Annotated in this window: 21 protein-coding genes; 12 read left to right on the forward strand and 9 right to left on the reverse strand. The window is 39.0% G+C overall.

Annotated elements, in window-relative coordinates; translation table 11 throughout:
• Positions 1–6: 6 nt before the first annotated feature.
• Positions 7–831 carry an SGNH/GDSL hydrolase family protein gene (locus SKC36_RS04250; RefSeq protein ID WP_459464844.1) on the reverse strand — a complete coding sequence of 275 codons (825 nt, stop codon included), beginning with the start codon at positions 829–831 and terminating at the stop codon, positions 7–9.
• 234 nt (positions 832–1,065) lie between these two features.
• Between SKC36_RS04250 and SKC36_RS04255 the strand changes: the two genes are divergently transcribed.
• From SKC36_RS04255 to SKC36_RS04265, 3 genes are read left to right on the forward strand one after another with little or no spacing between them, the layout of a single operon-like run.
• Positions 1,066–1,881 (forward strand): hypothetical protein, encoded by an 816-nt coding sequence (locus SKC36_RS04255; protein ID WP_459464846.1) that lies wholly within the window; start codon positions 1,066–1,068, stop codon positions 1,879–1,881.
• An 11-nt stretch (positions 1,882–1,892) separates the two neighbouring features.
• The gene (locus SKC36_RS04260) at positions 1,893–2,798 is read left to right on the forward strand and encodes a helix-turn-helix domain-containing protein (RefSeq protein ID WP_459464848.1); all 906 of its coding nucleotides are present in this window, start codon (positions 1,893–1,895) and stop codon (positions 2,796–2,798) included.
• Between the two features lie 10 nt (positions 2,799–2,808).
• Positions 2,809–3,798, forward strand: coding sequence for an aldo/keto reductase (locus SKC36_RS04265; protein ID WP_459464850.1), 990 nt, complete (start codon positions 2,809–2,811; stop codon positions 3,796–3,798).
• 57 nt (positions 3,799–3,855) lie between these two features.
• On the opposite strand, the gene SKC36_RS04270 is transcribed toward SKC36_RS04265, so the two are convergent.
• Positions 3,856–4,464: a carbohydrate-binding protein gene (locus SKC36_RS04270; protein ID WP_459464852.1), complete on the reverse strand. Its 609-nt coding sequence runs from the start codon at positions 4,462–4,464 to the stop codon at positions 3,856–3,858.
• Between the two features lie 296 nt (positions 4,465–4,760).
• Here SKC36_RS04270 and SKC36_RS04275 point away from each other — a divergent pair, with 296 nt between their 5' ends.
• Together SKC36_RS04275 and kbl are read left to right on the forward strand one after the other, a co-directional pair.
• The gene (locus tag SKC36_RS04275) at positions 4,761–5,705 is read left to right on the forward strand and encodes an NAD-dependent epimerase/dehydratase family protein (RefSeq protein WP_459464854.1); all 945 of its coding nucleotides are present in this window, start codon (positions 4,761–4,763) and stop codon (positions 5,703–5,705) included.
• 13 nt (positions 5,706–5,718) lie between these two features.
• Complete coding sequence (gene kbl / locus SKC36_RS04280) at positions 5,719–6,906, forward strand: glycine C-acetyltransferase (RefSeq protein WP_459464856.1); 1,188 nt, start codon at positions 5,719–5,721, stop codon at positions 6,904–6,906.
• A gap of 139 nt (positions 6,907–7,045) precedes the next feature.
• Here the strand turns inward: kbl and SKC36_RS04285 are convergent, their stop codons facing one another.
• Positions 7,046–7,906, reverse strand: a complete 861-nt coding sequence (locus SKC36_RS04285; RefSeq protein ID WP_459464858.1) for a glycerophosphodiester phosphodiesterase family protein — start codon at positions 7,904–7,906, stop codon at positions 7,046–7,048.
• A 155-nt stretch (positions 7,907–8,061) separates the two neighbouring features.
• Here SKC36_RS04285 and SKC36_RS04290 point away from each other — a divergent pair, with 155 nt between their 5' ends.
• Together SKC36_RS04290 and SKC36_RS04295 are read left to right on the forward strand one after the other, a co-directional pair.
• The gene (locus tag SKC36_RS04290; RefSeq protein WP_459464860.1) at positions 8,062–9,174 is read left to right on the forward strand and encodes a Gfo/Idh/MocA family protein; all 1,113 of its coding nucleotides are present in this window, start codon (positions 8,062–8,064) and stop codon (positions 9,172–9,174) included.
• 27 nt (positions 9,175–9,201) lie between these two features.
• The gene (locus SKC36_RS04295) at positions 9,202–10,233 is read left to right on the forward strand and encodes a DUF3500 domain-containing protein (RefSeq protein ID WP_459464862.1); all 1,032 of its coding nucleotides are present in this window, start codon (positions 9,202–9,204) and stop codon (positions 10,231–10,233) included.
• A 33-nt stretch (positions 10,234–10,266) separates the two neighbouring features.
• Here SKC36_RS04295 and SKC36_RS04300 read toward each other — a convergent pair whose 3' ends face one another.
• The 5 genes from SKC36_RS04300 to SKC36_RS04320 form a co-directional block, all read right to left on the reverse strand.
• Positions 10,267–10,602, reverse strand: coding sequence for an L-rhamnose mutarotase (locus SKC36_RS04300; protein ID WP_459454435.1), 336 nt, complete (start codon positions 10,600–10,602; stop codon positions 10,267–10,269).
• A gap of 10 nt (positions 10,603–10,612) precedes the next feature.
• Entirely contained in the window at positions 10,613–11,428 is an 816-nt protein-coding gene (locus SKC36_RS04305; RefSeq protein ID WP_459464864.1) for a TIM barrel protein, read from the reverse strand.
• Positions 11,429–11,431: 3 nt separating this feature from the next.
• Positions 11,432–12,451 (reverse strand): zinc-binding alcohol dehydrogenase family protein, encoded by a 1,020-nt coding sequence (locus tag SKC36_RS04310; RefSeq protein WP_459464866.1) that lies wholly within the window; start codon positions 12,449–12,451, stop codon positions 11,432–11,434.
• A gap of 12 nt (positions 12,452–12,463) precedes the next feature.
• Positions 12,464–13,408, reverse strand: a complete 945-nt coding sequence (locus tag SKC36_RS04315; RefSeq protein ID WP_459464868.1) for an aldo/keto reductase — start codon at positions 13,406–13,408, stop codon at positions 12,464–12,466.
• A gap of 172 nt (positions 13,409–13,580) precedes the next feature.
• Positions 13,581–14,765: an AraC family transcriptional regulator gene (locus SKC36_RS04320; protein ID WP_459454431.1), complete on the reverse strand. Its 1,185-nt coding sequence runs from the start codon at positions 14,763–14,765 to the stop codon at positions 13,581–13,583.
• Between the two features lie 530 nt (positions 14,766–15,295).
• On the opposite strand from SKC36_RS04320, the gene SKC36_RS04325 reads away from it, so the two are divergent.
• Positions 15,296–17,947 (forward strand): DUF7133 domain-containing protein, encoded by a 2,652-nt coding sequence (locus tag SKC36_RS04325; protein WP_459464870.1) that lies wholly within the window; start codon positions 15,296–15,298, stop codon positions 17,945–17,947.
• 61 nt (positions 17,948–18,008) lie between these two features.
• On the opposite strand, the gene SKC36_RS04330 is transcribed toward SKC36_RS04325, so the two are convergent.
• Positions 18,009–18,431 (reverse strand): DUF6526 family protein, encoded by a 423-nt coding sequence (locus SKC36_RS04330; RefSeq protein ID WP_459464872.1) that lies wholly within the window; start codon positions 18,429–18,431, stop codon positions 18,009–18,011.
• Between the two features lie 323 nt (positions 18,432–18,754).
• Here SKC36_RS04330 and SKC36_RS04335 point away from each other — a divergent pair, with 323 nt between their 5' ends.
• The 4 genes from SKC36_RS04335 (at position 18,755) to SKC36_RS04350 (ending at position 23,042) form a co-directional block, all read left to right on the forward strand.
• Positions 18,755–19,381 (forward strand): MgtC/SapB family protein, encoded by a 627-nt coding sequence (locus SKC36_RS04335; protein WP_459454428.1) that lies wholly within the window; start codon positions 18,755–18,757, stop codon positions 19,379–19,381.
• 106 nt (positions 19,382–19,487) lie between these two features.
• Complete coding sequence (locus SKC36_RS04340; protein ID WP_459464874.1) at positions 19,488–20,714, forward strand: BaiN/RdsA family NAD(P)/FAD-dependent oxidoreductase; 1,227 nt, start codon at positions 19,488–19,490, stop codon at positions 20,712–20,714.
• 87 nt (positions 20,715–20,801) lie between these two features.
• On the forward strand, positions 20,802–21,305 hold the full coding sequence (locus SKC36_RS04345) for a gluconate 2-dehydrogenase subunit 3 family protein (protein WP_459464876.1): 504 nt from the start codon (positions 20,802–20,804) through the stop codon (positions 21,303–21,305).
• 18 nt (positions 21,306–21,323) lie between these two features.
• Complete coding sequence (locus SKC36_RS04350) at positions 21,324–23,042, forward strand: GMC oxidoreductase (RefSeq protein WP_459454425.1); 1,719 nt, start codon at positions 21,324–21,326, stop codon at positions 23,040–23,042.
• The last annotated feature ends 16 nt before the right edge of the window (positions 23,043–23,058 follow it).

A 23,058-nucleotide genomic window follows, 5' to 3' on the forward strand; every position in this document is an offset into this window, starting at 1 on the left:
TCTGATTTACCACTTTTTGAAAATCTTGACCAATTCTTTCGTAATCATTTCATAGCCTTTATCCGCAGGGTGTAATCCATCATAAGTCACTTCAGATGCCTCCACGGGATAGGGGTATTCATCGGTGGCGGGATTAAAAGGTACATCGATAAAATCTGGGTATGCAAACTTTTTATAGTTTCCCGTGGCAGGATCTTTCAAGTACTTAAAACGAACCAAATGGGCATGACCCATTCCTTTTTTATGGTATAAATCTACCACTGGAATTCCTTCTAGTTTACCTATCTCAACAAGCGCATTGGCAAATTGCTCCAATCGCTGTCCATTTTTCTCCTTATAAGAACCAAATGCATTATTCTTAAAATTATTAATGTAGACAAAATCCACCCGCTGCATGGGTGTAATTAAAACGATTTTGGCCTGAGGATTCAGACTTTTTAATTTGTTTATAATTACCCGAAAAGAGCCTTGAACCGTGGCCACACCGGTATTATTCTGATAATCCGCCAAGGTCCCCAATGGCTTGGAACCCCACCAATCGTTGGTACCTAAAAATATAGAATAGACATCTGCTGAAGGAATATTCAGCTTCTCTATTTCAGTAGCAATTTTTACGGCTGTCCAACCATTATACCCTTTATTGATGTAACGGAATTGGGGAAGCTTTTCCACCACACCTGTCATATATCCCTTGCTAATGCGATTGCCCGTTTCATCTGGATGCTCGTTTAAATAGGTAATGGAATCACCCAAAGCCACCCAGGTTAACTCTTTAGGAGTAAACGAGCTGTGTAATAAGACAAACAAACAGAGGAATAAAATCTTTTTCATGGTTCTTTCATCAATAGGTTTTAAAGGAAAGGACAAAACAAAGGCCTTTCCACTTCAAGGAAATTGGTAAAAATTAGGAACAAAACCAATATTCACTTTTGAAATAATTAATAGGTTTGAGTAGACTTTCTTGATTACACATATAGAATTGTTTGAATTTTATAATTTTCTATTTGATTCTTATGGGGTTTAAACGTAAAATTTAAAAGAAATTTGCATCTAAATAACTATTCTATGTTTGATATGAAACATCCGCCCAACAACTATTCTAGCTATAACACTATCATAACCATTGGGATTACCTTCCTAATATTTACTTGTACCCGACCACTCCAAGCAGCAGAAAATACAAGTGATAGTAGTAAAACCATATACCATATTGCTGGAAGTGCATTGATTACTAATTCCGGAATTTCGGTAATTCCTACGTTCACTTTGGGAAAACCTGCCACTATATTTGACCTATCCGTGGGAACCGAAAAATTTGCTTTTGAACCTCAATTGCGTTTTTCAATGGAAGGTAAGCCCTGGTCATTCTTATTTTGGTTTCGATACAAGGCAATTGCTAAACCAAAATTCCGATTTACCATGGGTATGCACCCCTCAGTAGCATTTAGAAATTATATAAGCTATGACCGCTTGGGAAATTCAAAGGAATTATTAACTCCTCATCAATATGTAGCTAGTGAATTTGCACCCAATTGGATCTTATCTAAAAAACTTAGCCTAGGAGCCTATTATTTATATTCACATGGTATGACTGAAGGGGCCACAAACAATACACATTTTGTAACAATCAATAGTAACATATCCTCCATTCCTATAATAAAAAATACGTACTTGCGCCTAAACCCACAAGTGTTTTACCTTATCATGGATAATCAGGCTGGTTCTTATGCTACACTAACCATGAGCCTAACAAACAGCCATTTACCCTTTTCCATTAGTTCTATTTTAAATCAGAAAATTAAATCCATAATTCCAGGAAATGACTTTGTTTGGAACATTGCCTTGACATATCAATTTCAAAAGAAATTTAAGGCATTTTAAGAAACTTGAAAATGGAAAAACTCAACAACTTAGAAGAATTTTATCGAGATAAATTCAATTGGATACCCGAAAACCTAAAAAAAGAATGGGGCCATTTTAATGTATTTAAACTAGATCCATATATCGGAATCCAAGCCAAACCAACACCCTATCGAAGAAGAGATTTTTATAAGATTACATTGGTTAAAGGACATGGCAGACTATTTTACGCCAACAAAATGGTGGATGTAAAAAAACAAGCCATCGTTTTTTCAAATCCATTGATTCCATATAAATGGGAAAGTATAGAGCACCTAAACAGTGGTTATTTCTGCATTTTTAATCAAGATTTTTTTCAACAGTTCGGGCAAATAAATTCCTATTCCATCTACCACCCTACCGGAAATCCGGTATTTGAATTAAGTGATGATTCCTATGCACTATTTGCAAGTTTATACGAAAGAATGTTGGTGGAAATCAGTTCTAATTACATCCACAAATACGATGTTCTAAGAAATTTAGCCTTTGAAATAATGCATTCGGCTATAAAATTAGAACCAGCCAACACAAGTAAACATAGTCCGCATAGTGCCAATCAACGAATATCCACCTTATTTTTAGAATTATTAGAACGTCAATTTCCTATCGAGGAAACGCATCCTGTTATTCAATTAAAAAATGCATCCGACTTTGCTAATCAATTATCGGTTCATGTGAATCACCTCAATCGTGCCATCAAAGAGACCACACAAAAAACAACCTCACAAATCATTGCTGAGCGTTTGATTCAAGAAGCCAAAGTCATGCTAAAATTTAGTGATTGGAATATTACGGAAATTGCCTTTGCACTAGGTTTCAATGAAGTAAGTTATTTCAACAATTTTTTCAAAAAAAATTCGGGCCTAAGTCCATTAAAATTCAGAAATACTCTACAATAAATTAAATTTCATGAAAAAAAGAATCCTCGGAAAAAATCTAGAAGTCTCTGAATTGGGACTTGGTTGCATGGGAATGAGTTTCGGCTATGGAGAAAAAGCGGACGATCAGAAAATGATTCAACTCATGCACAATGCATTCGAACAGGGTATCACTTTTTTTGATACCGCCGAAGTATATGGCCCTTATATCAATGAAGAATTGGTGGGAAAAGCTTTAGCACCATTTAAAAACCAAGTTGTAATTGCTACTAAATTTGGCTTTAAAATAGATCCGAATGATGGCAAAATGCTTGGTTTGGATAGTAGTCCGAAAAATATTCGACGCGTAGCAGAATCTTCCTTAAAACGACTAAAAGTAGAAGCCATTGATTTATTTTATCAACATCGAGTAGACCCTGAAATACCGATCGAAGAGGTTGCTGGTACAGTAAAAGAACTAATTCAAGAAGGGAAAGTCAAACATTTTGGTTTGTCCGAAGCGGGTGCTAATACCATTAGAAAAGCGCATCAGGAGCAGGCTGTAACTGCCCTCCAAAGTGAATATTCCCTTTGGACTAGAGAGCCAGAACTAGAAATCATTCCTCTTTTGGAAGAATTGGGGATTGGTTTTGTTCCATTTAGTCCATTAGGAAAAGGCTTTTTAACTGGAAAAATTGATGTCAATACGGAATTGAAGGAAAACGACTTTCGCCTTACCTTACCTAGGTTTACAAGAGAAGCTCGGAACAACAATCTAGCTTTGGTTCATTTACTTCAGCAAATAGGTCAAGAAAAAAATGCTACACCTGCACAAATTTGCTTGTCTTGGCTTTTAGCAAAAAAACCTTGGATTACACCAATTCCAGGTACCACAAAACTTGACCGATTACATGAAAATATACAATCGGTCAATTTAAATCTCCTTCCCGAGGAAATGGAAGAAATAGAAAACGCATCCGCCAAGATTCAAATCCAAGGGGCTAGGTACTCAGATGCAGCCATGAAAATGGTTGGAAGGTAATATCTAGTTTTAAATTAGTTTGTAGACAGGCAACATATGCTGCCTGTCTACAAGGAATTATTTCAATATTACAGCTCGTAAATCCAGCACAGCGCCTGATTTGAATTGAGTTTTGGACTTACATACGATTTTCTGAATTCCCTGTTTCAAATGTATTTTCCCGGGTTTTAGGGTTTTATAGGTTTCCCAACTCCCACTTGGCAACACTTTACTGACTAATTGTGCATGAGGGCTCGACAAAACAAATTCTTTTCCAGCCTCTGCATTATCGACAGAATATTCAATTTCTACCTGGTAATCACCCTCTTTCTGAATATCCACCTCCCATTCTACACGGTCCTTAGCGGTAAACCAACCGAAAGCCTGGTATTCGGGCATGAACTTAATATCAGGTCCAATGGCCTTACCCTTGGCAGCGCTAAGTAAGTATATACCTTGGCCATTCTTTTGTACTCGAGCTGGCCGATTTACAGGAAAATTATTTTTAGCTTGATTGGCTTGAGCCGAAAAGTCAAAAAAGGTAGAAGAAGTTCCACCAAAGAACAAGGTGAAAGTAAGTAAGACAAGAAACATATGGTATGAATTAGGTTTAGAAATTGAATTAAAATTAGCCAATAATCTGAAAAGTCCATACCAAGGACGAGCTAAACCTTGGCAATTCATCATATTTTACCTTCCTTGCAGTCATTATGAAACCATCAAACCTACACTGATATGGCCAAGGGAATGAATTCCAAAAAAACGGAGAAAAAAGAAGCAACCAAAACTCCAAAGGAGAAAAAGGAAGCAAAAAAAGAGAAGAAAAATAAGTCGAGCTATTGATTTTGATACTCAGGTAATGGGTGATCATTTTCTTTTAAGATTTTAATCACCTTTTACCTTTTCCTGTTTTTTCCCTTCATCTTAGGACACAATGGACTTACAATTTTTCTACCTTTGCCTACCTACTCATCAACAAGCATATGTCAGAAAAAATTTTGGTTCTGGGTTCCAATGGTCAAATTGGTACTGAACTAGTCAACTCCCTACGAAAGGCTTATCATAACGACAACGTCGTAGCTTGTGATATTCGCCGCCCGGATTACGAAACCTTACATGCTGGCCCTTTTGAATTTGTCAATGTCTTGGACAAAGACATGCTGAAAGATATATATCAAAAATACCAGCCAACTCAAGTTTATTTATTAGCTGCATTGCTCTCTGCCACGGGTGAACAAAACCCAAAATTGGCTTGGGATTTAAATATGAACGGCCTTTTGAATGTACTTGATTTCTCTTTAGCCTATAAAACAGCTAAAGTGTATTGGCCTAGTTCCATTGCGGTCTTTGGTCCGAATTCACCCAAACAGCAAACCCCTCAATACTGCACCATGGACCCGAATACGGTTTATGGCATCAGTAAGTTGGCCGGAGAGCGCTGGTGTGAATATTACCACCAGAAGTACCAATTAGACGTGCGCAGTATACGCTATCCAGGTTTAATTTCTTGGAAAGCAGCCCCAGGGGGCGGTACTACCGACTATGCCATCCATATTTTTCATGAAGCCTTAAAAAAGGGATCTTATTCATCCTTTTTATCTGAAGGTACAGAACTACCCATGATGTACATGGATGATGCCATCCGAGGAACTATCGAACTCATGGATGCTCCAGCAGATAAAATACAAATACGCTCCAGTTATAATTTTGCTGGATTAAGTTTTACACCCGAAATCTTAGCCGAGGAAATCAAAAAGCATATACCACATTTTCAATTAAAATATGCTTCACACGACCCAAGACAAGCCATAGCAGATTCATGGCCAGCCTCTATCGATGACCAAATGGCACAACGTGATTGGGCTTGGAAACCTGAATTTGACCTGAGCAAATTAACCCAAGATATGATCAGTAACCTTCGAAAATAATACTTCAACAACTATGTACCAGACATTACAAGGACCTTTACAAGAAGAATTACAATCCATCAAAGACGCTGGATTATTCAAACAAGAACGCATCATCACTAGCCCACAAGGCGCTGATATACAATTAAATACTGGACAAGAAGTTATTAATTTTTGCGCCAATAATTATTTGGGATTATCCTCCCATCCTCGGGTGATAGAGGCTGGTAAAAAGGGTATTGATACGCATGGATTTGGCTTATCCTCAGTTCGTTTTATTTGCGGAACGCAGGACATACACAAAGCTTTAGAACAAAAAATCTCCGAATTTTTGGGGACAGAAGACACTATTTTATATGCGGCAGCATTTGATGCCAATGGGGGTGTTTTTGAACCCTTGTTTTCGGCAGAAGATGCCATTATTTCGGATGAACTTAACCATGCTTCCATCATAGACGGAGTTCGATTGTGCAAGGCTCAACGTTTCCGTTATAAGAACATCGACATGGAGGACCTAGAAAAGCAATTAATAGCTGCTAAGGATTGTCGCCACCGCATCATTGTGAGCGATGGGGCATTCTCCATGGATGGCTCTGTAGCACCATTGGATAAAATTTGTGATTTGGCTGATAAATACCAAGCCTTAGTCATGATAGACGAATGCCATGCTAGCGGATTTATCGGTAAAACAGGAAGAGGAACGCATGAGCATTTTAATGTAATGAGTAGAATTGATATCATCACTGGAACCTTGGGAAAAGCCTTGGGTGGGGCATCTGGAGGATTTACCTCCGGTAGAAAAGAGATTATTGAGCTATTACGTCAACGCTCAAGACCTTATTTATTTTCTAATACCTTAGCTCCTGCCATTACTGCTGCCTCAATAGAGGTCTTGGATCTATTGACCGAATCCACTTCCCTACGGGATAAATTAGCCGAAAACACCGCCTATTTCAGGGAGAAAATGACTGCAGCAGGCTTTGATATTAAACCAGGCTTTCATCCGATTGTCCCTGTGATGTTGTATGATGCTAAAATAGCTCAGACTTTTGCAGCACGTATGTTGGAAGAGGGTATCTATGTGGTTGGTTTCTTCTATCCAGTAGTGGCTCAAGGGAAAGCGAGAATTCGGGTACAACTATCCGCCGCACATGACAAATCGCATTTAGACAAAGCCATCGCTGCTTTTACCAAGGTTGGAAAAGAACTTAAGGTGATTTAAAGGCAAAAGCTAGCTATTTAAATGAGGAATTAATCAACTCCTGTACCGTCCTGAAAAAATAAATAGTTTTAACTATCTACTTTTTCAGGACGGAACACAAACCCCAATCCCTAATCACTAAAAACTAATCACTAATCCCTCATCTATATTTCCCTTGGCTTTTTAAGTATTCCTTTAATTTAGCTGGTTGATCTGTTTGAATCATGTTGGCACCCAATTTCAATACTTCCTCAAATGCCTGAGGCTGTTGGGATGCCTTAAAATCTACTGCTCCCAAGGAATTAATCCAGACGCGTGCAGGAATTTTTTTGATGGCATTAACTACCTCCATTGTATAATGACTGGGATCAATGTGAACGGCCTGCGGCTTGGCACCTGAGGCTACTAGTTTTTTAACCGCCTCCTCATTTTCAGTGCGAATCATGATTTGAAAGTTCTTATTCAGCTTTTGTAACATGAAAATCTCCTCCGGTTCATAGACAAAAAAGAAGCAATTCTTCTCCATTTTCATTCGATTCACGAGTACAATGATGGAATCCAAGGTAGCGTCATCTTTGATATCCAAATCAATTAATACTTTTCCTTTGGCTAATTGAAAAGCCTCCTCCAAGGTCGGGATTTGCTCATTGCTTAAATTTTCCCGATGCTTCAAACGTAATTTTCTGATTTCCTCAAAGGTGAAATCCGATACCAAACCCTTGGCATTGGTAGTTCTATCCACTTTTTTATCATGCATTAAGACCATTTTCTTATCCTTGGTAAAGCGCACATCCAATTCCATGATGTCTACACCTAATTCTATGGTTTTTCGCAAAGCAGCCAAGGAGTTTTCTGGTTCATCCAAATGAGCTCCTCGATGAGCAGCAATCATCACCAAAGGCTCCTGTGTATTAAGGTAAGATTTTTGAATTTTCTTAAAATACGCTGTACTTTTTTGAGCTTGTATTGGCGTAATTATCAGGCACAAGAATAGGCCCAAGTAATGGCAAATTTTCATCATTTTTATCTAGGTTTAGTCAAATAGTAAAAACAAAAATAGCGCATATTGCTCACAAAGCCCATTTGAGAAGGATAAATAAAATTTACATCCATTTTATCTTTAAATTCTTTAGTTTTAAGGCATTAATCATCACCTATTTAAATTTTGAATCAACGATGAGTTCTCGTAGAAATTTCATTCAAATGGTCTCTGCTCCATTATTAGCCATACCATTTATCTCTCCCAGTGAATCCAAGGCAGAAAGTCTCAATACCCTTGAAGATGGACCTGTGTTAAAAGTGGCCTTATTAGGTCTAGGGGGCTATGCCAATATCGTAGCGAAAGCTATGCAAAATTGTAAAAGGGCCAAGATAACAGCATTAATCAGTGGTACTCCGAGCAAATTAGATCAATGGGGTGATAAATACAATGTCCCAAAATCCCATCGCTTTTCGTATGAAGAGTTAAATAAAATCAAGAATAATCCGGACATCGATGCCGTGTACATCATGACTCCAAATAGTCGACATCCAGAGTTTGCCATTCAAGTCGCCAATCTAGGAAAACATGTCATTAGTGAAAAACCAATGGCCACGAATGTGAAAGATGCTCAACGCATGATTGATGCTTGCAAAAAAGCAAGTGTCAAATTACTGATTGGCTATCGCATGCACTTTGAGCCTAATACCTTAGAAATCATCAAGAAAAGAGAAGCAGGTGAATTTGGTAAAATTTTATTCTTCCAAGGCCTATCAGGTTTTATCATTGGTGACCCTAAACAATGGCGACTAAACAAACAATTAGCAGGGGGAGGATCCATGATGGACATTGGTATTTATTCCATCAACGGCGCACGGTACATGGTAGGTGAAGAACCTAGCTGGGTTACTGCCCAAGAAACCAAAACCGATCCAGAGAAATTCAAGGAAGGAGTGGATGAAACCATACAATTCCAAATGGGATTCCCGAGTGGGGCGGTGGCTTCATGTTTATCGACCTACGCTCTCAACAATTTGGACAAATTTTATTTGAATGGCACCAAAGGATTTGCTGAAATGATGCCATCGACAGGCTATGGGCCTATCAAAGCGAAAACCAATAAAGGGGAATTGAGCTTTCCACACATAACACATCAAACCACACAAATGGATGAATTTGCCGGGATCATACACGATGGCCGCGTTCCCAAAATACCTGTGGATGGAGAAGAAGGCTTAAAAGATATGAAAATCATTGAAGCCATCTTTGAAGCGGTAAAAACTGGCAAAAAAGTATCCATCAAATACTAAATATTGAAACCTCAATCAACCATTTACATGAAAAGAAAATGCATTTTTTTACTAGGCTGTTTGTTCTTGGGCATTGCTCCATTTTGGAGTATAGCCCAATCCAACAGTCCGGGAGTACAGAAAGCCATGGCTTTTATCCAATCCCTGAGCGACGCACAAAAAAGTAGGGCATTGTATCCCTTTGATGCCGTGACCCGTTTCAACTGGCACTTCCTGCCTCCTACCATGGTAGCTCGACATGGCACCGTGGTGAAGGATATGGATGCCAACCAGAAACAATTGCTCTATGATTTCATGCAAGTTTATTTAAGTGAAAAAGGCTTTAAGAAAACACGCGACATCATGGATTTTGAATATTATTTGAAAGAAATTCAACCCAAAAACCCGAGTAGAATTCCTGAAAATCAATTCGTAGCTTTTTACGGTGACCCCAGTAAGGATAATGTTTGGGGATGGAAATTTGGAGGACATCACATAGCGCTCAACTTTACCATCGTGGATGATAAATTATCCTATGCTCCTTTCTTCTTTGGGGTATACCCTGCTGAAGCCGAATCAGGCGAAAGAAAAGGAACTCGATTAATGAAGGATGAAGAAGATATGGCCTTGGAATTAATTAACTCCATGTCGGATAAACAAAAAGCCAAAGCCATTTTTAGTTTAAGCACTTTCAATGAAGTGGTGACTACCAATTCGGTACATGTAGGACCACTACCCGATGAAGGTATTTCTGTGAAAGAAATGAGCGTCCAACAAAAAGCTAGCTTGAACCAATTAATCATGCATTATTTGTCGGCAATGCCTCCGAAAATAGCGGAGATGCGCTTAAAGCATATTGCCAATGAAGATTTCAATGCCGTCAAATTTGCTTGGGCGGGTAATACAGAACGTAAAAAAGCCCATTATTACCGAATTCAAGGAAAGTCATTTTTGGTAGAATTTGACAATACCCAAGATAATGCCAACCACATCCATACCGTTTGGAGAGATTTCCGAGGGGATTTTGGGACTGATTTACTCAAAGAACATTACAGAACCGCAGAGCATCACCAGCATTAAAAAAATAGGCCAGCATTACCTGCTGGCCTATTTTTATGACTTAAATATACGATCCATCAAAATCCACTTTTGACCGGGCTTAGCCCAAGGGAGTGGCTTTTGAAACTTCCACATTAATTCTTCCCAAGCGGCTATTTTTGGATTAGTCGCATCAAAGATTGCTTTTTTCTCAAAGGTAAAAGCATCGTCTGTTTCCAATATCATAAACATTCGATTCCCAGTGCGAAATATCTCAATGTTCGTAATGCCGGCATCTATATCATGCTGCGTAACTTCTGGCCAAGCACTTCCAGGGGCATGGTATTGTTCATATTCTTGAATTAGCATGGGATCATCCACAAGGTCTAAGGCTAAACAAAATCGCTGCATAGGTAAAAGTTTAATTTTTAAAATATTGACGATAGGTTTTCATGGTTTGTTTCCCAGCCTCTAAAGGATTTGGCCAAGGGAAAGCCTCCGCTGAAATGGCACCCTGGTAATTAATTTGCTTCAAGGCTTCTGCAATTTCTTGCATCGAGGTATGTCCCATTCCCATAGGTCTACGATTAGAATCGGCTAAATGTACATGACCTATCCAAGGCCCATTATCCAAGATACTTTGGGCTATATCTACTTCCTCAATGTTCATATGGAATAAATCTGCCAGCAAAAGGATATGTCGGGTAGATAGTCCCTCTAAAAATGCCCTACCTGCACCCAAGGTGTTAAAAAGATTAGTCTCATATCGATTCAGAGGTTCATAAATCAAAGGAACTCCTAGTTGTCCGGCATGCGTCCCCAAATATTCCAAGGCCTCTTGTAAATAAGCTAACGATTCCTCCCTACGATCTGGCAATGCATTTCCCTGCATAGAACCAATGATGCATACGGCACCGAATTTAGATCCAAAATCCATCATGGATTCAACAAAAGAAATCGCTTGCTGACGGATGGCGGGATTAGGGTCACTGAGTGTTAAACCATGTATGACTTTTCCAGCTCCACTACCTACAGCCGCTAATTTTAATTGATAGCTACTTAATAATTCTTGAAGTCGGCCTTGATCAATACTTTGGGCATCTGCCGTAAAAAGCTCGATGGCATCAAAACCCAAGCTGGCAGCCTGGGCCATACTGGCGTCTAAATCTTCCCAAAATATCCAAGGCCCTGCCTTTATTTGAGGTACTAATGCTATGGTGGCACAAGACTGCATCATATATTATTCTCCAAAATTCACCATAATTTTTACTATGCCCTGCGCATCTTTTGCCCAGTCGGCTAAAGCCTTTCCTGCTTCTTCTATTGGAACCACCTGACTGATAACCGCATCTATCGGGAATTTTCCAGATTCTAAATATGCGATCACCTCAGGGAATTCATTCGTACAATTGCGAGATCCTACAATTTCAATTTCCTTTCTCACAAATACCCCAGTATTAAATTCTACTGGCTTTTTGGCATATCCAATACACACGACCCTACCGGTGTAAGCTACCTCTTCTACGGCAGCCCGGTAAGTAATATGGCTACCCACCGCTTCAATGATTACATCCGGACCATCGCCTTGTGTCACCTTGACTAAAGCCTCGTGCAAATCATCCTTAGCAGGGTTGATGGTGTATTGAACACCTATTTTTTTAGCAATTTCTAATTTTGAATCATCCAAATCAATCGCTATCACCTTCGCTCCTCGATGAACAGCTGATGCAATAGCGCCCATACCCACAATACCACAACCCATAACAGCTACGGTATCAGTTCCGGTCACTTGCCCCCTTGCCGCCGCATGGAAACCTACGGTCAAAGGCTCTACCAAAGCCAACTCTTGCAGGGACAAAGTTGAAGATGTATATAAATCCTGCCATGAAATGGTAATATAGCGTGTCATAGCTCCTGGCCTCCGAACCCCCATCGTTTTGTTATCTTGACAGGCATTTCTGCGGCCTTTTCGACATGAAACACAGGTGCCGCAGTTTAAATATGGGTATATGGTTACCCGCTGACCTACCTGCCATGCTGCTGGAACCTCGGGTCCAATCTCTTCAATGGTGGCACCCACTTCATGACCTAGGACATTGGGGTATTCTTGTAATTCAAAAAGCCCTTTAAAGCCATTTAAATCTCCCCCACAAAAACCCACCATACCAATTCGAAGTAATACTTCTCCTGCTTTGGGTACGGGTTTTTCTATTTCTCTTACTTCTGTTTTACCTATTTCGGTCAAAAACAATGCTTTCATTGAATTCTAGGTTTAGTGCTTTCTAGCGATATTATTTTCTGGTCTCCCTTCAAACCACATCCGGTTTTTTACAGGAGCAATAACTTGTTCTAATTCAAATAATAAACCATCAGGAATGATAAAATCCACAGCTGACACATTTTCACGGATGGTTTTCATGTCACACATGCCCACAATGGTGGTCGCAATATCAGGGTGATCCATGGCAAACCTCAAAGCAACATCACTTAGGCGAACCTGATACTTTTGACAAATAGCTAATAGATGAGGTTGAAGAGATTTTACTTCTTCAGGCGCATTATGCCAAACAGGCAAAGCGGCATCCGAGAGAATTCTTTGCATCAAAGGAGCTGCATTCATTAAACCAAAATCTAACTCCTTAGATAGTGGGACTAATTCTGCATTAATTTCATCTTGCAATAAATTATAATGGGCCCAGGAAAGAACGGTATCTATTTCTACTTCACGGGCTATTGCCGCTAAATAATTGACAGGCAATCCTGTAATTCCCACAAACCTAGCTTTACCAGATTTTTTTACCGCCTCTATGGCTGGTATTGCCTCATTAAGTACTTGTTCTTTAGAACCAAACTCTATATCATGCAATTGGTATAAATCTACATAATCAGTTTGTAGCCTTCGTAATGAATCATCTATGCTGCTGAGAATTTTTTGATAAGAAAAATCAAATTCCCGCAAATCATAACGCCCCGCTTTGGTGGCCAAATACACATCCTGTCTTTTTCCTTTTAAGGCTTTTCCTAAGCGTGTTTCTGCAAGGGTAATCCCGTAAAAAGGAGCCACATCCACAAAATTAACCCCATGATCTAGGGCATAATGAACCGCAGCAATACCTTCTTTTTCATCACATTCCTCAAAAACATTTCCCAAGGGAGAGGCTCCAAAACCGAGAATGGATACTTGCAAATTCGTTTTGCCTAGACGACGGTAGTGCATATTTCAATGAAATTATTGATTGGTCAATTAAGAAATTAAGCTACATGAAAAATTAGTAATTTCTATCCTTTCCCAAAGAAAATTATTCAAAATAGGGTATAAATTTTGAAACATAATCCAGGAAGCGCCAGCTAGGATTCAAAATACACCGCCCTCAAAAACCAGGAATGATTTATAATTTCCGGATGTATTCCATCGGAGTAGTACCTTCCTCTTCTTGAAAAGCACTAATAAAACGATATAAGGTTCCAAAGCCTGAAGCCATAGCAATAGCTTCCATTTCCTCTTGGCTAAGATTAACCGACTTGTTTTCCTCCAAAAGAGCCTTTGCATGCGCAATTCGCAACTGCGCCCTTAATTTGGTAAACTTCGACTTGATGATATAATTGAAACAATAATAAATATGGTGTTTGGGAATATCCAATTTCAAGGCTAAGAAATCAACATTAAAATCAGGATCTAAATACCATTTTTCTTGATGAATTTGATCTAAAATATAAATGGCATCCTGTTGGAATGAATCATCTGTTTTACCCACAAAAGAATAGACATCACTTGCATTGACTTTATGTTCAAAACTTCTTCTTCTACCCTTTTTGTGGATAGGAATTCCATAAAGGATGGGAGGAAATGCTAAAATCAATAAAGGAATGGTCAAGAAAAATATGCCTGTCAAATAACCCAGAGGGGATGAATTGACCATTTCTTTGTTGACCACATCTGAGAATATAAACATGAGAGCCCCTATCAGATAGCTTGCACAGGCTAGGGTAGATAAAGAAATCAACCAAATCAACCACCGTTTTATTAATGTCTTTTGAGCAGATACCGGACCATATTTACCTAAAGTGCGATTATACCTGAGAAATAAGGCAAGGGTCGCAATTAAATAAATCATGAAAAAGAAAGGCCGACCTAATACATTAAAATAACTTGGATAGAGCACCCCTTCATTCCAAACTTTAAGCACCTCCGGATTATCAATTATCTTTCGAGCAACAACAAGTTTATAGTCCCAATCTTTAAAATAGAATGGCAAAATCGATAAAAAGGAAAATACAGCCGGTATGAAATGTAAATAGTCTTTTTGAGAAAGCTTGTTTCGGTCTGTCAGGGTTCCTCGAACATAAAAGAACAAAAATGGGCCAAACAGATAATAGGTTGGGGTAATATGGTAATTAAATACCGCCATCAAGGACTCATTGTCCCCCATAAAAGCAAAGTAATGCAAAAGACCAGATAAGGCAATGGTTACTAAAAATCCTGTTAGATAAATGGTGTTTTTGTTTACTCGAAAGTTAAACACCGCCAATACCAGTGAAATAATGAGTTTGAAAGCGACTATGTAAATTAACATTTTCTAATTCAATTATTTCGGTTTGACATTAGCATGGCTGGAAAAAAATACGCTCCAATGTCGGTAGGGACAACAGCAAAAGACTCTGTAGCTTCGTTGGTGAAATAACCGGAGGGATACTTATTATAGAACAGCTCAAACTTTATTATAGAATGGTAAATGCAAAGGTAATTTGATTTTTAAATTAGCCTAATTTTTTTCAGAAATTTTTGTCTTCCTGGACAAATTAAAAATAGGTCAAAAATCCTTTTATTGGCCAAATAAGTGTAAAATATTCATTTTTATCCTGCTGATTAGCTATTTTTTTGTATCAAAAAATCGATAAAATATAATTATTACTTACACAAAATAGGTTGGTAAAAATGGAAATGAGGAGAGAGTCCATTTCATTTTTACCTTTTGAATTAGCCAAAAAATCAAATCCCTCCGTAAAATAAAAACTTTATATACCCGGTAAGCACCTGAATGTTTTTTGAGGAAAAATCTTATTTTTGCCTTCCATTGTCCAAAAAACACTCAACCTATCCAATATGTTAAAATTGTCACTGAGTTTAATTTATTCATTTCTGATTTTCTGGGGTTTCCAATTCCTTCCAACTTCAGTTTCAAATAAAAAAACCAATACTCACTTTGTAGCAGATACCCTATCCAATGCCTCAGCTTGGCCTACTCAGGATATTCAGGTAAGTAATTTTGCTTCGGCAGATCTTACTCCAAGTCCAGCTTGTATTGCTGTAGCCGCCACGGGAGAGGTTTTTGTAGGAATTGACCAAATCGGCTCTTTGGGTAAAACACCCGGTAAAGGTTATATCTTAAAATTAATTGATTCCAATAATGATGGCCGAGTAGACCAGCAAAGTAAATTTGCCATGGTTGATAACCCACGAGGAATCATTTCATTGGGGGATAAACTATATGTCCTTCACACTGTTTTCTCGCCAGAAACCAAGAAAGCAACTGGTATGGATTTAGTGGTTTTTGAAGATAAAAACAAAGACGGCGTGGCCGATGGACCTTCAAGTCCCTTGATTCAGCACATCAGTTCCCCTAAATTTTTACAGAGTAGAGGAACTGACCATGCCACCAATGGCATCAGAATGGGTATAGATGGCTGGATATACATTGCCGCAGGCGATTTTGGATTTCATAATGCCACAGATCGCAGTGGAAAGAAAATCACCATGCTTGGCGGAGGAATTGTCCGAGTAAGACCTGATGGTACTGAAATGGAAGTATATACGCATGGAACAAGAAATATCTATGATGTGGCAATTGACCCCTACATGAATATTTTCACCCGTGATAATACCAATGATGGCGCTGGATGGAATATCCGTTTCAGTCACCACATTCAATCTGGAGAATACGGTTATCCTTTGTTATTTAAACATTTTACTGAAGAAATCCTACCTGCTTTGGTGGATGTTGGGGGTGGTTCAGGAACGGGTTCTCTGTTCATGGATGAACCTACTTGGCCAGCTAAATATAACCAAGTACCCATGATGGCAGATTGGGGAAACAGTATGCTATACATTCATCGAGTAAGTCCGGACGGTGCTAGCTATACGCAGAAAGATGAGACTTTTATAAAGTTAAAGCAAATCACGGATTTAGATGTCGATGGTTCAGGCCGACTGTACTTAGCGGCTTGGGATGGTGCCGGATATTCGGGTAATCCCAATAAAGGTTTCGTTGTGCGTGCTGTCCCTAAAGGCTGGACCTACAAAGCATTCCCACAGCTTAGTAAATTATCGACGAATGAATTAGCCCAATTATTACAGTCGAATAGTGCAGTAGCTCGATTAAACGCTCAACAAGAACTTTTAAACAGGGATTTAAAAGTAACCTCTTCCCTAGCATGGAAATTGGCAACAGATAAAAAGGCCCCACTTTATGCACGTTCAGCCGGTATATTCACCTATGCTCAAGCAACTAATGAACAGGGTATATTGCAATTAGTAAAATTATTGACTGACAAGGATGTCAAAGAATTGGCTATTAGAGCTATGGCAGACCGCAAAACCAAAAATAAGTTAGTACCTACCCAAGCAATCATCGCTGCTTTAAAGGATGCCTCACCTAGAGTTCGTGTGAGTGCCGCCATCGCACTGGGTCGTTTAGGCAAAGCGGAAGCTATTCCAGCTCTTTTACAAGTTAAAGTACCCAATTCATTTGTAGCTCCTCCCAAAGATCAAGAGGGCCCTCACGCTACACCCAATTCAGCCATCATTCCTGCCCACGTTGCCGTTCAAGCCCTAGTAAAGCTAAATGCGGTGGATGCTTGTGTGAAGGCCATCGCTGGTCCGAATTCGACCATCGCCTTATGGGCATTGCGTTATATGCACCAACCAAAAGCGGTGAATGGTTTAATCGCCGCCTACAAAAAATCGACTGACCCTGGCTTAAAAAAACAGTTATTGGCTAATATAGCCCGCTTGTACAAAAAAGAAGCAGACTATGAGGGAGAGTATTGGTGGAGCACTAAGCCTAATGGACATGGTCCATATTATAAGACGGTCGACTGGGAGTCTAGCCCTATTATCAAGAGTTTTTTATTGAATGAATTCCAACAAGCAAAAGAGTCAGATAAAGCTTATTTCGTTGATTTAAATGAAAAGAATCAAATGGAAATTGCTGTATTAGGTAGTAATACCAATATCCTTGCTAAAGATGAACCGAAAATCGACTTGGCCTCAATCCGTAATAAAAAAGGACAAATCGGAAATGCATCCATAGAAGACGTCATGTTAGCTATGGCTCAAATCAAAGGCAATCCCGCAACAGGAAGAGCCCTATTTACGAAACAAGGTTGCGTAGTTTGTCATAGTTTGAAAAGTGGTGAAACCTTAAAGGGGCCATTCATGGGTCAAATTGGAGCAATCATGAGTCGGGAGCAAATTGCCGAATCCATTTTAAAACCAAATGCATCCATTTCCCAAGGTTTTGTTACCGTATTAATCACAACTAAGGATAAAAAAGAGCACATGGGATTTGTGACAGCTGAATCTCCAGAGCGAATTGTCATGAGAGATATAAGCGGACAAATCACTAGCATTCGCACAGCCGATATACGTTCTAGAAAAGAAATGGAAACATCCATGATGCCCGATGGATTAACCAATGAACTATCCTATGAGGAGTTTGCTTCCCTAATTACCTTCCTTTCGGAACAGAAAAAATAAATCAAAAAGGCCAATGTCACATTGGCCTTTTTTGTTTCTTAAAAAATTTCAATAGGGTAAATTAAACCCTTAAAAAATCACCATGCCATTCCACAATGGACTTCTTGATTTCTTTAGGTTTTAAATCCTCAAGGATGGTCTTGTCAATTAAACCCAACAACTCGTTATCGCCGGCAAATCGAAGGGCAACAATTTGTTTGATACTCAATAAATTTTCCTTTTCTGTGAAAGGCAAATTGGTCAATTGAAAGTAACGCAAGCGCATTTCTAAGCGAATGATACGATCTTGGTTTTTGTTCGCATAAATGCGAGTAATGAATGAAATTAAAATAAATAAAACGCCTACCACTAAATAAAGCCAATTGTCGACAGGATCTTCCAAAGTCAATTCAATCGTCCAAATAAATAAGAAAAAGGCAAGTGGTAATACAATAAAATGATGCAAATGATAATACCGGGTGTGGTTTTCGTAATCTTGATTCATAAGGTTAAATTTTAATAAATATTATTATTAAAGAGTAGAATATGCTGCAATATTGGCAAAATTTTATCAAAATGATACTATAACCTATGTACCGTTTAATAAAATATTTAAAAATGAGTACTTTTTAAATGTTTTGGGACAAATATGCCTCAAGAAAGCATAGAGCAAGAATTTTTATGTTTAAACGGAATTTAAAATTATTCCCAGTAAAGAACATTGACCCCATCCCTATTCCATTTTAAATCCTTAAAGCTTGAAACAAACATGGCTAAAAATCCAACAAATTGAGTTAAATTCCGTTTGTATTGAAAATTTAATTTCTCATGTATATCGACCTAGAACGAATTTTACTTTCTATCCTGATAGGGGCCATCATAGGCCTTGAAAGGGAATATCGTTCCAAATCAGCCGGTTTAAGAACCATGATTTTGGTATGTGTGGGATCATGTATTTTCACCATACTTTCCTACAAAATAGGCATAGGAAGCCAAGATAGAATTGCGGCTAACGTATTGACAGGTATAGGTTTCCTGGGAGCTGGAGTGATATTTAGAGAAAAAGATCGGGTTACAGGTATAACCACAGCCACTACCATTTGGGTGGTTTCAGCCTTGGGGATGACCATTGGAGCAGGATTTGAATTATTAGCTTGTTTCACCTCGGCCATCGTCATTATCATATTGAGCGCTTTTATTTTGGTTCAAAATTTTATCAGTAAACTAAATCACGTACGTGTATATACGTTGATATTTGAATATTCTGAAAGCTTTGATTACAAACATGTGGAGCTGCTTTTCAAAAAGCTAAAAATGAAAATTCTATATTCTCAAAAAATAAAATCTGGCAAAGATTTCACCTTCAATCTTACAGTTCAAGGTTCAGAAAAAGCACATCATTTGATTGCCAGCCAATTGCTGAAAAATGATAAAATCAAGCACTTGGAATTTTAGAAAATAGAGATTAGGGGATAGGGATTAGAGATAAGGGATTAGGGATTAGGGATTAGGTTTTAGGGATTAGTGATAAGGGATTAGGGATTTTGCACGGTAGAAAATAATGTCAAAGGATTTACGAATTAGTGTTATCGGGGGTGGTGCAGCAGGTTTTTTTGCCGCCTTATCGGCAAAATATCACCATCCACAAGCCCATGTGCAAATCTTGGAAAAGACCTCGCACTTTTTGGCTAAAGTGAAAATTTCGGGTGGCGGCAGATGTAATGTCTGTCATGCTGAATTCAACAACAGAAAATTAGCTGAACATTATCCCAGAGGAGAGAAATTCCTGAAAAAAGCCTTTGAACAATTCAATGCAGCCAATACCATGGAGTGGTTTGAGCAAAGAAATGTGGTTTTAAAAACCTACCCAGATGGCTGCGTATTCCCTCTATCAAATAGCTCGCAAAGCATCATGGATTGTTTTTTAAGAGAATCAAAAAAACTCGATATCGAATTATTGTTGCACCATAGTATAGAGGCTATGGAAAAACATGAAGACGGAAGTTTCACTTTACGCAGCAAAGACAAAATCATCACCGCAGACCGGGTGATTGTCACCACCGGTGGACAACCTAAATTAAGTGGATTAGCTTGGCTGTCGGCACTAGGACATACTGTTATTCCTCCAGTTCCTTCCCTTTTCACTTTCAATATGCCAAATGAAGCCATTAAGGAATTCATGGGACTTGTGGTGGAGAAAGCAACAGTCCGCATTGAAGGTCAAAAATTATTGGGTAAGGGCCCTTTGCTGATAACACACTGGGGTATGAGCGGTCCGGCTATTTTGCAATTATCCGCCTGGGGAGCTAGAATCCTAGCTGAATTAAATTACCAATTTTCCATTTTAGTAAATTGGTTAGATGAGATGAAAGAATCAGAACTTCGGCTCATCTTAGATCAGACAAGGAAAATCCATGGTGGCAAAATGATGAGCAATCATTGTCCATTTCCTATACCAACTCGTCTTTGGAACTTCTTACTCACCAAAAACGAAATTTTACCCGCTTCCCGTTGGAATGAGGTCAACCCAAAACAAGTAAACAAATTAGTTAATACCTTACTGAATGATCGCTATCAGGTCATGGGCAAAACAACATTTAAAGAAGAATTCGTGACAGCCGGAGGAATTGACCTGGCTGAAATAGATGTACAAAGCATGGTAAGCAAAGTAATTCCAGGCTTATACTTTGCTGGAGAATTACTCGATATTGACGGAATAACGGGAGGATTTAATTTCCAAGCCGCCTGGACAACAGGATATATTGCGGGAAAACATGCTGGTCTATAAGCCTGTAAATCAGGTTGACAAATGGCTTTTATTTCAATATTTTTGTTTAGCTAATTTGAAAAGAATTTCATCACTCTACCTATTCTCATGAACAGAAGAAGCGCATTAAAAAACCTAAGTTTAGTCTTGGGAACTTCCGCTTTACCCAATTGGGCTTACCAGTGGAATACCCAATCTTTTACCGCTTTACATGGCCCCAACACTGATTTATTAGGCTCCATTGTCAATGCCATTATTCCAGAAACAGATAGCCCAGGAGCTAAAACCATTGGTGCTCATTTCTATATCGAACGCATGGTGAAAGACTGTATGAGCCTAGAGGAGCAAAAAGCCTTTCAAAACGGTTTGCAAAAGGTTAGTAATACGGCAAAGCAAAGCTATCAAAAAACATTTCCTCAGCTGAGCACTCAGGAACAAATCAGTCTTTTGACCAGCCTACAAAATTCTTCCATACCCGAGGAAAGCCAGTTTTTCAAGCGTTTAAAAGGATTAACCCTGGCCTCCTACATGAGTTCTGAGTACTTCCTAACTCAGCATAGAAATTATACCATGGCTCCAGGTTTTTTTCATGGTTGTGTTCCAGTTCAATAAGTTTTATTCTCTCAAGACATGTCTAATTTCAATATAGATTCAAAAAAACAAAGAACCTTTGACGCCATTGTAGTGGGTTCAGGAATAAGCGGTGGCTGGGCTGCCAAAGAATTGTGCGACAATGGATTAAAAACGCTCGTATTAGAACGCGGTCGCGATGTTAAGCATATAGTAGATTACCCGACTACCTTAAAGGAACCCTGGGAATTTGATCATTTAGGTGCTTTAACCAAAGAAATGAAGGATGCCAATCCCATCGCCACCAAATGCTATGCTTTTAATGAAGATTCATCTCATTTTTTTGTTAAGGATAAGGAACACCCATACATTCAAGAGAAACCATTTGACTGGATACGAGGCTACCAAGTAGGCGGAAAATCCCTTCTGTGGGCTCGCGGTACCCAGCGCTGGTCTAAATATGATTTTGAAGGACCCGCGCGTGATGGATTCGATAATCACTGGCCCATCACTTATCAAGACCTAGCCCCCTGGTATAGCCATGTGGAAATATTTGCAGGTATCAGTGGGAACAAAGATGGCTTGGAGCAATTGCCCGACGGCGAGTTTTTACGGCCGCACGAACAATCTTGCGTAGAAAAACATTTTTCTGCCGAGATGAAAAAACATTATAAAGGAACTCGTCCCGTTATTATCGGTCGATGCGCCCACTTAACTGACCCTCAGCCTATCCACTTTCAACAAGGTAGAGCACAATGCCAGCAACGTGATTTATGCCAAAGGGGCTGTCCTTATGGGGGCTATTTTTCCAGTAACTCTTCTACCCTACCATGGGCCGAAAAAACAGGTAATTTAACACTTAGACCTAATTCAGTTGTTCACTCCATCATCTACGATGAAAAATCGGGAAAGGCCTCTGGAGTGAAAGTCATTGATAGCAAAACCAAAGAAGAAATACATTTTTATGCTAAAATTATCTTCTTAAATGCCGCTACCATCAACACCAACCTGATTTTACTAAATTCTAAGTCGCACCGTTTCCCTAATGGATTAGGCAATGACAATGGGCTTATGGGGCATTACATCCATTTCCATAATTTCCACACTGGGATGTCGGCCGAATATGAAGGTATGCTTGAAAGTAAAACAGAAGGTATTCGTCCAAACGGAAGTTATATTCCTCGCTTCCGAAATGTATTTAAGCAGGAGACCGACTTCCTGCGTGGTTATGCAGCGGGCTTCAGTGCCCGCCGACCTATCTTAAGCAATCAAGATGGTTTAGGCCAAGAATTAAAAGATAATTTATTCAAAAAGAAATATGGCAATTGGGTCGTTGGCTCTCATTTCATGGGTGAAACCATTCCTAAGCATGCTAATTATGTCAAATTAGATGCCACACAAAAAGACGACTGGGGAGTACCGTTGGCACGCCTACATGTAGATTTTGATGATAATGACCGCAAAATGGAGCAAGATTATCAAGACCAAATGACGGAAATGTTGACTTTGGCAGGCTTTAAAAACATCAAAGCCAACCCTAAGAAAACTTGGAATCCGGGATTGGATATTCATGAAATGGGCGGTGTCATTATGGGAAATGACCCTAAAACCTCCCAATTAAATAAATGGAATCAGTTACATCATTGTAAAAATGTATTTGTTACGGATGGGGCTAGTATGACATCGAATTCCACTCAGAACCCATCATTAACCTACATGGCTTTAACGGCACGTGCAGCAAATTATGCGGTAGCTGAGTTAAAAAAGAAAAACCTGTAATAAGGGAAGGCTGTAA

The organism is Aquirufa sp. OSTEICH-129A (genome assembly GCF_054558355.1).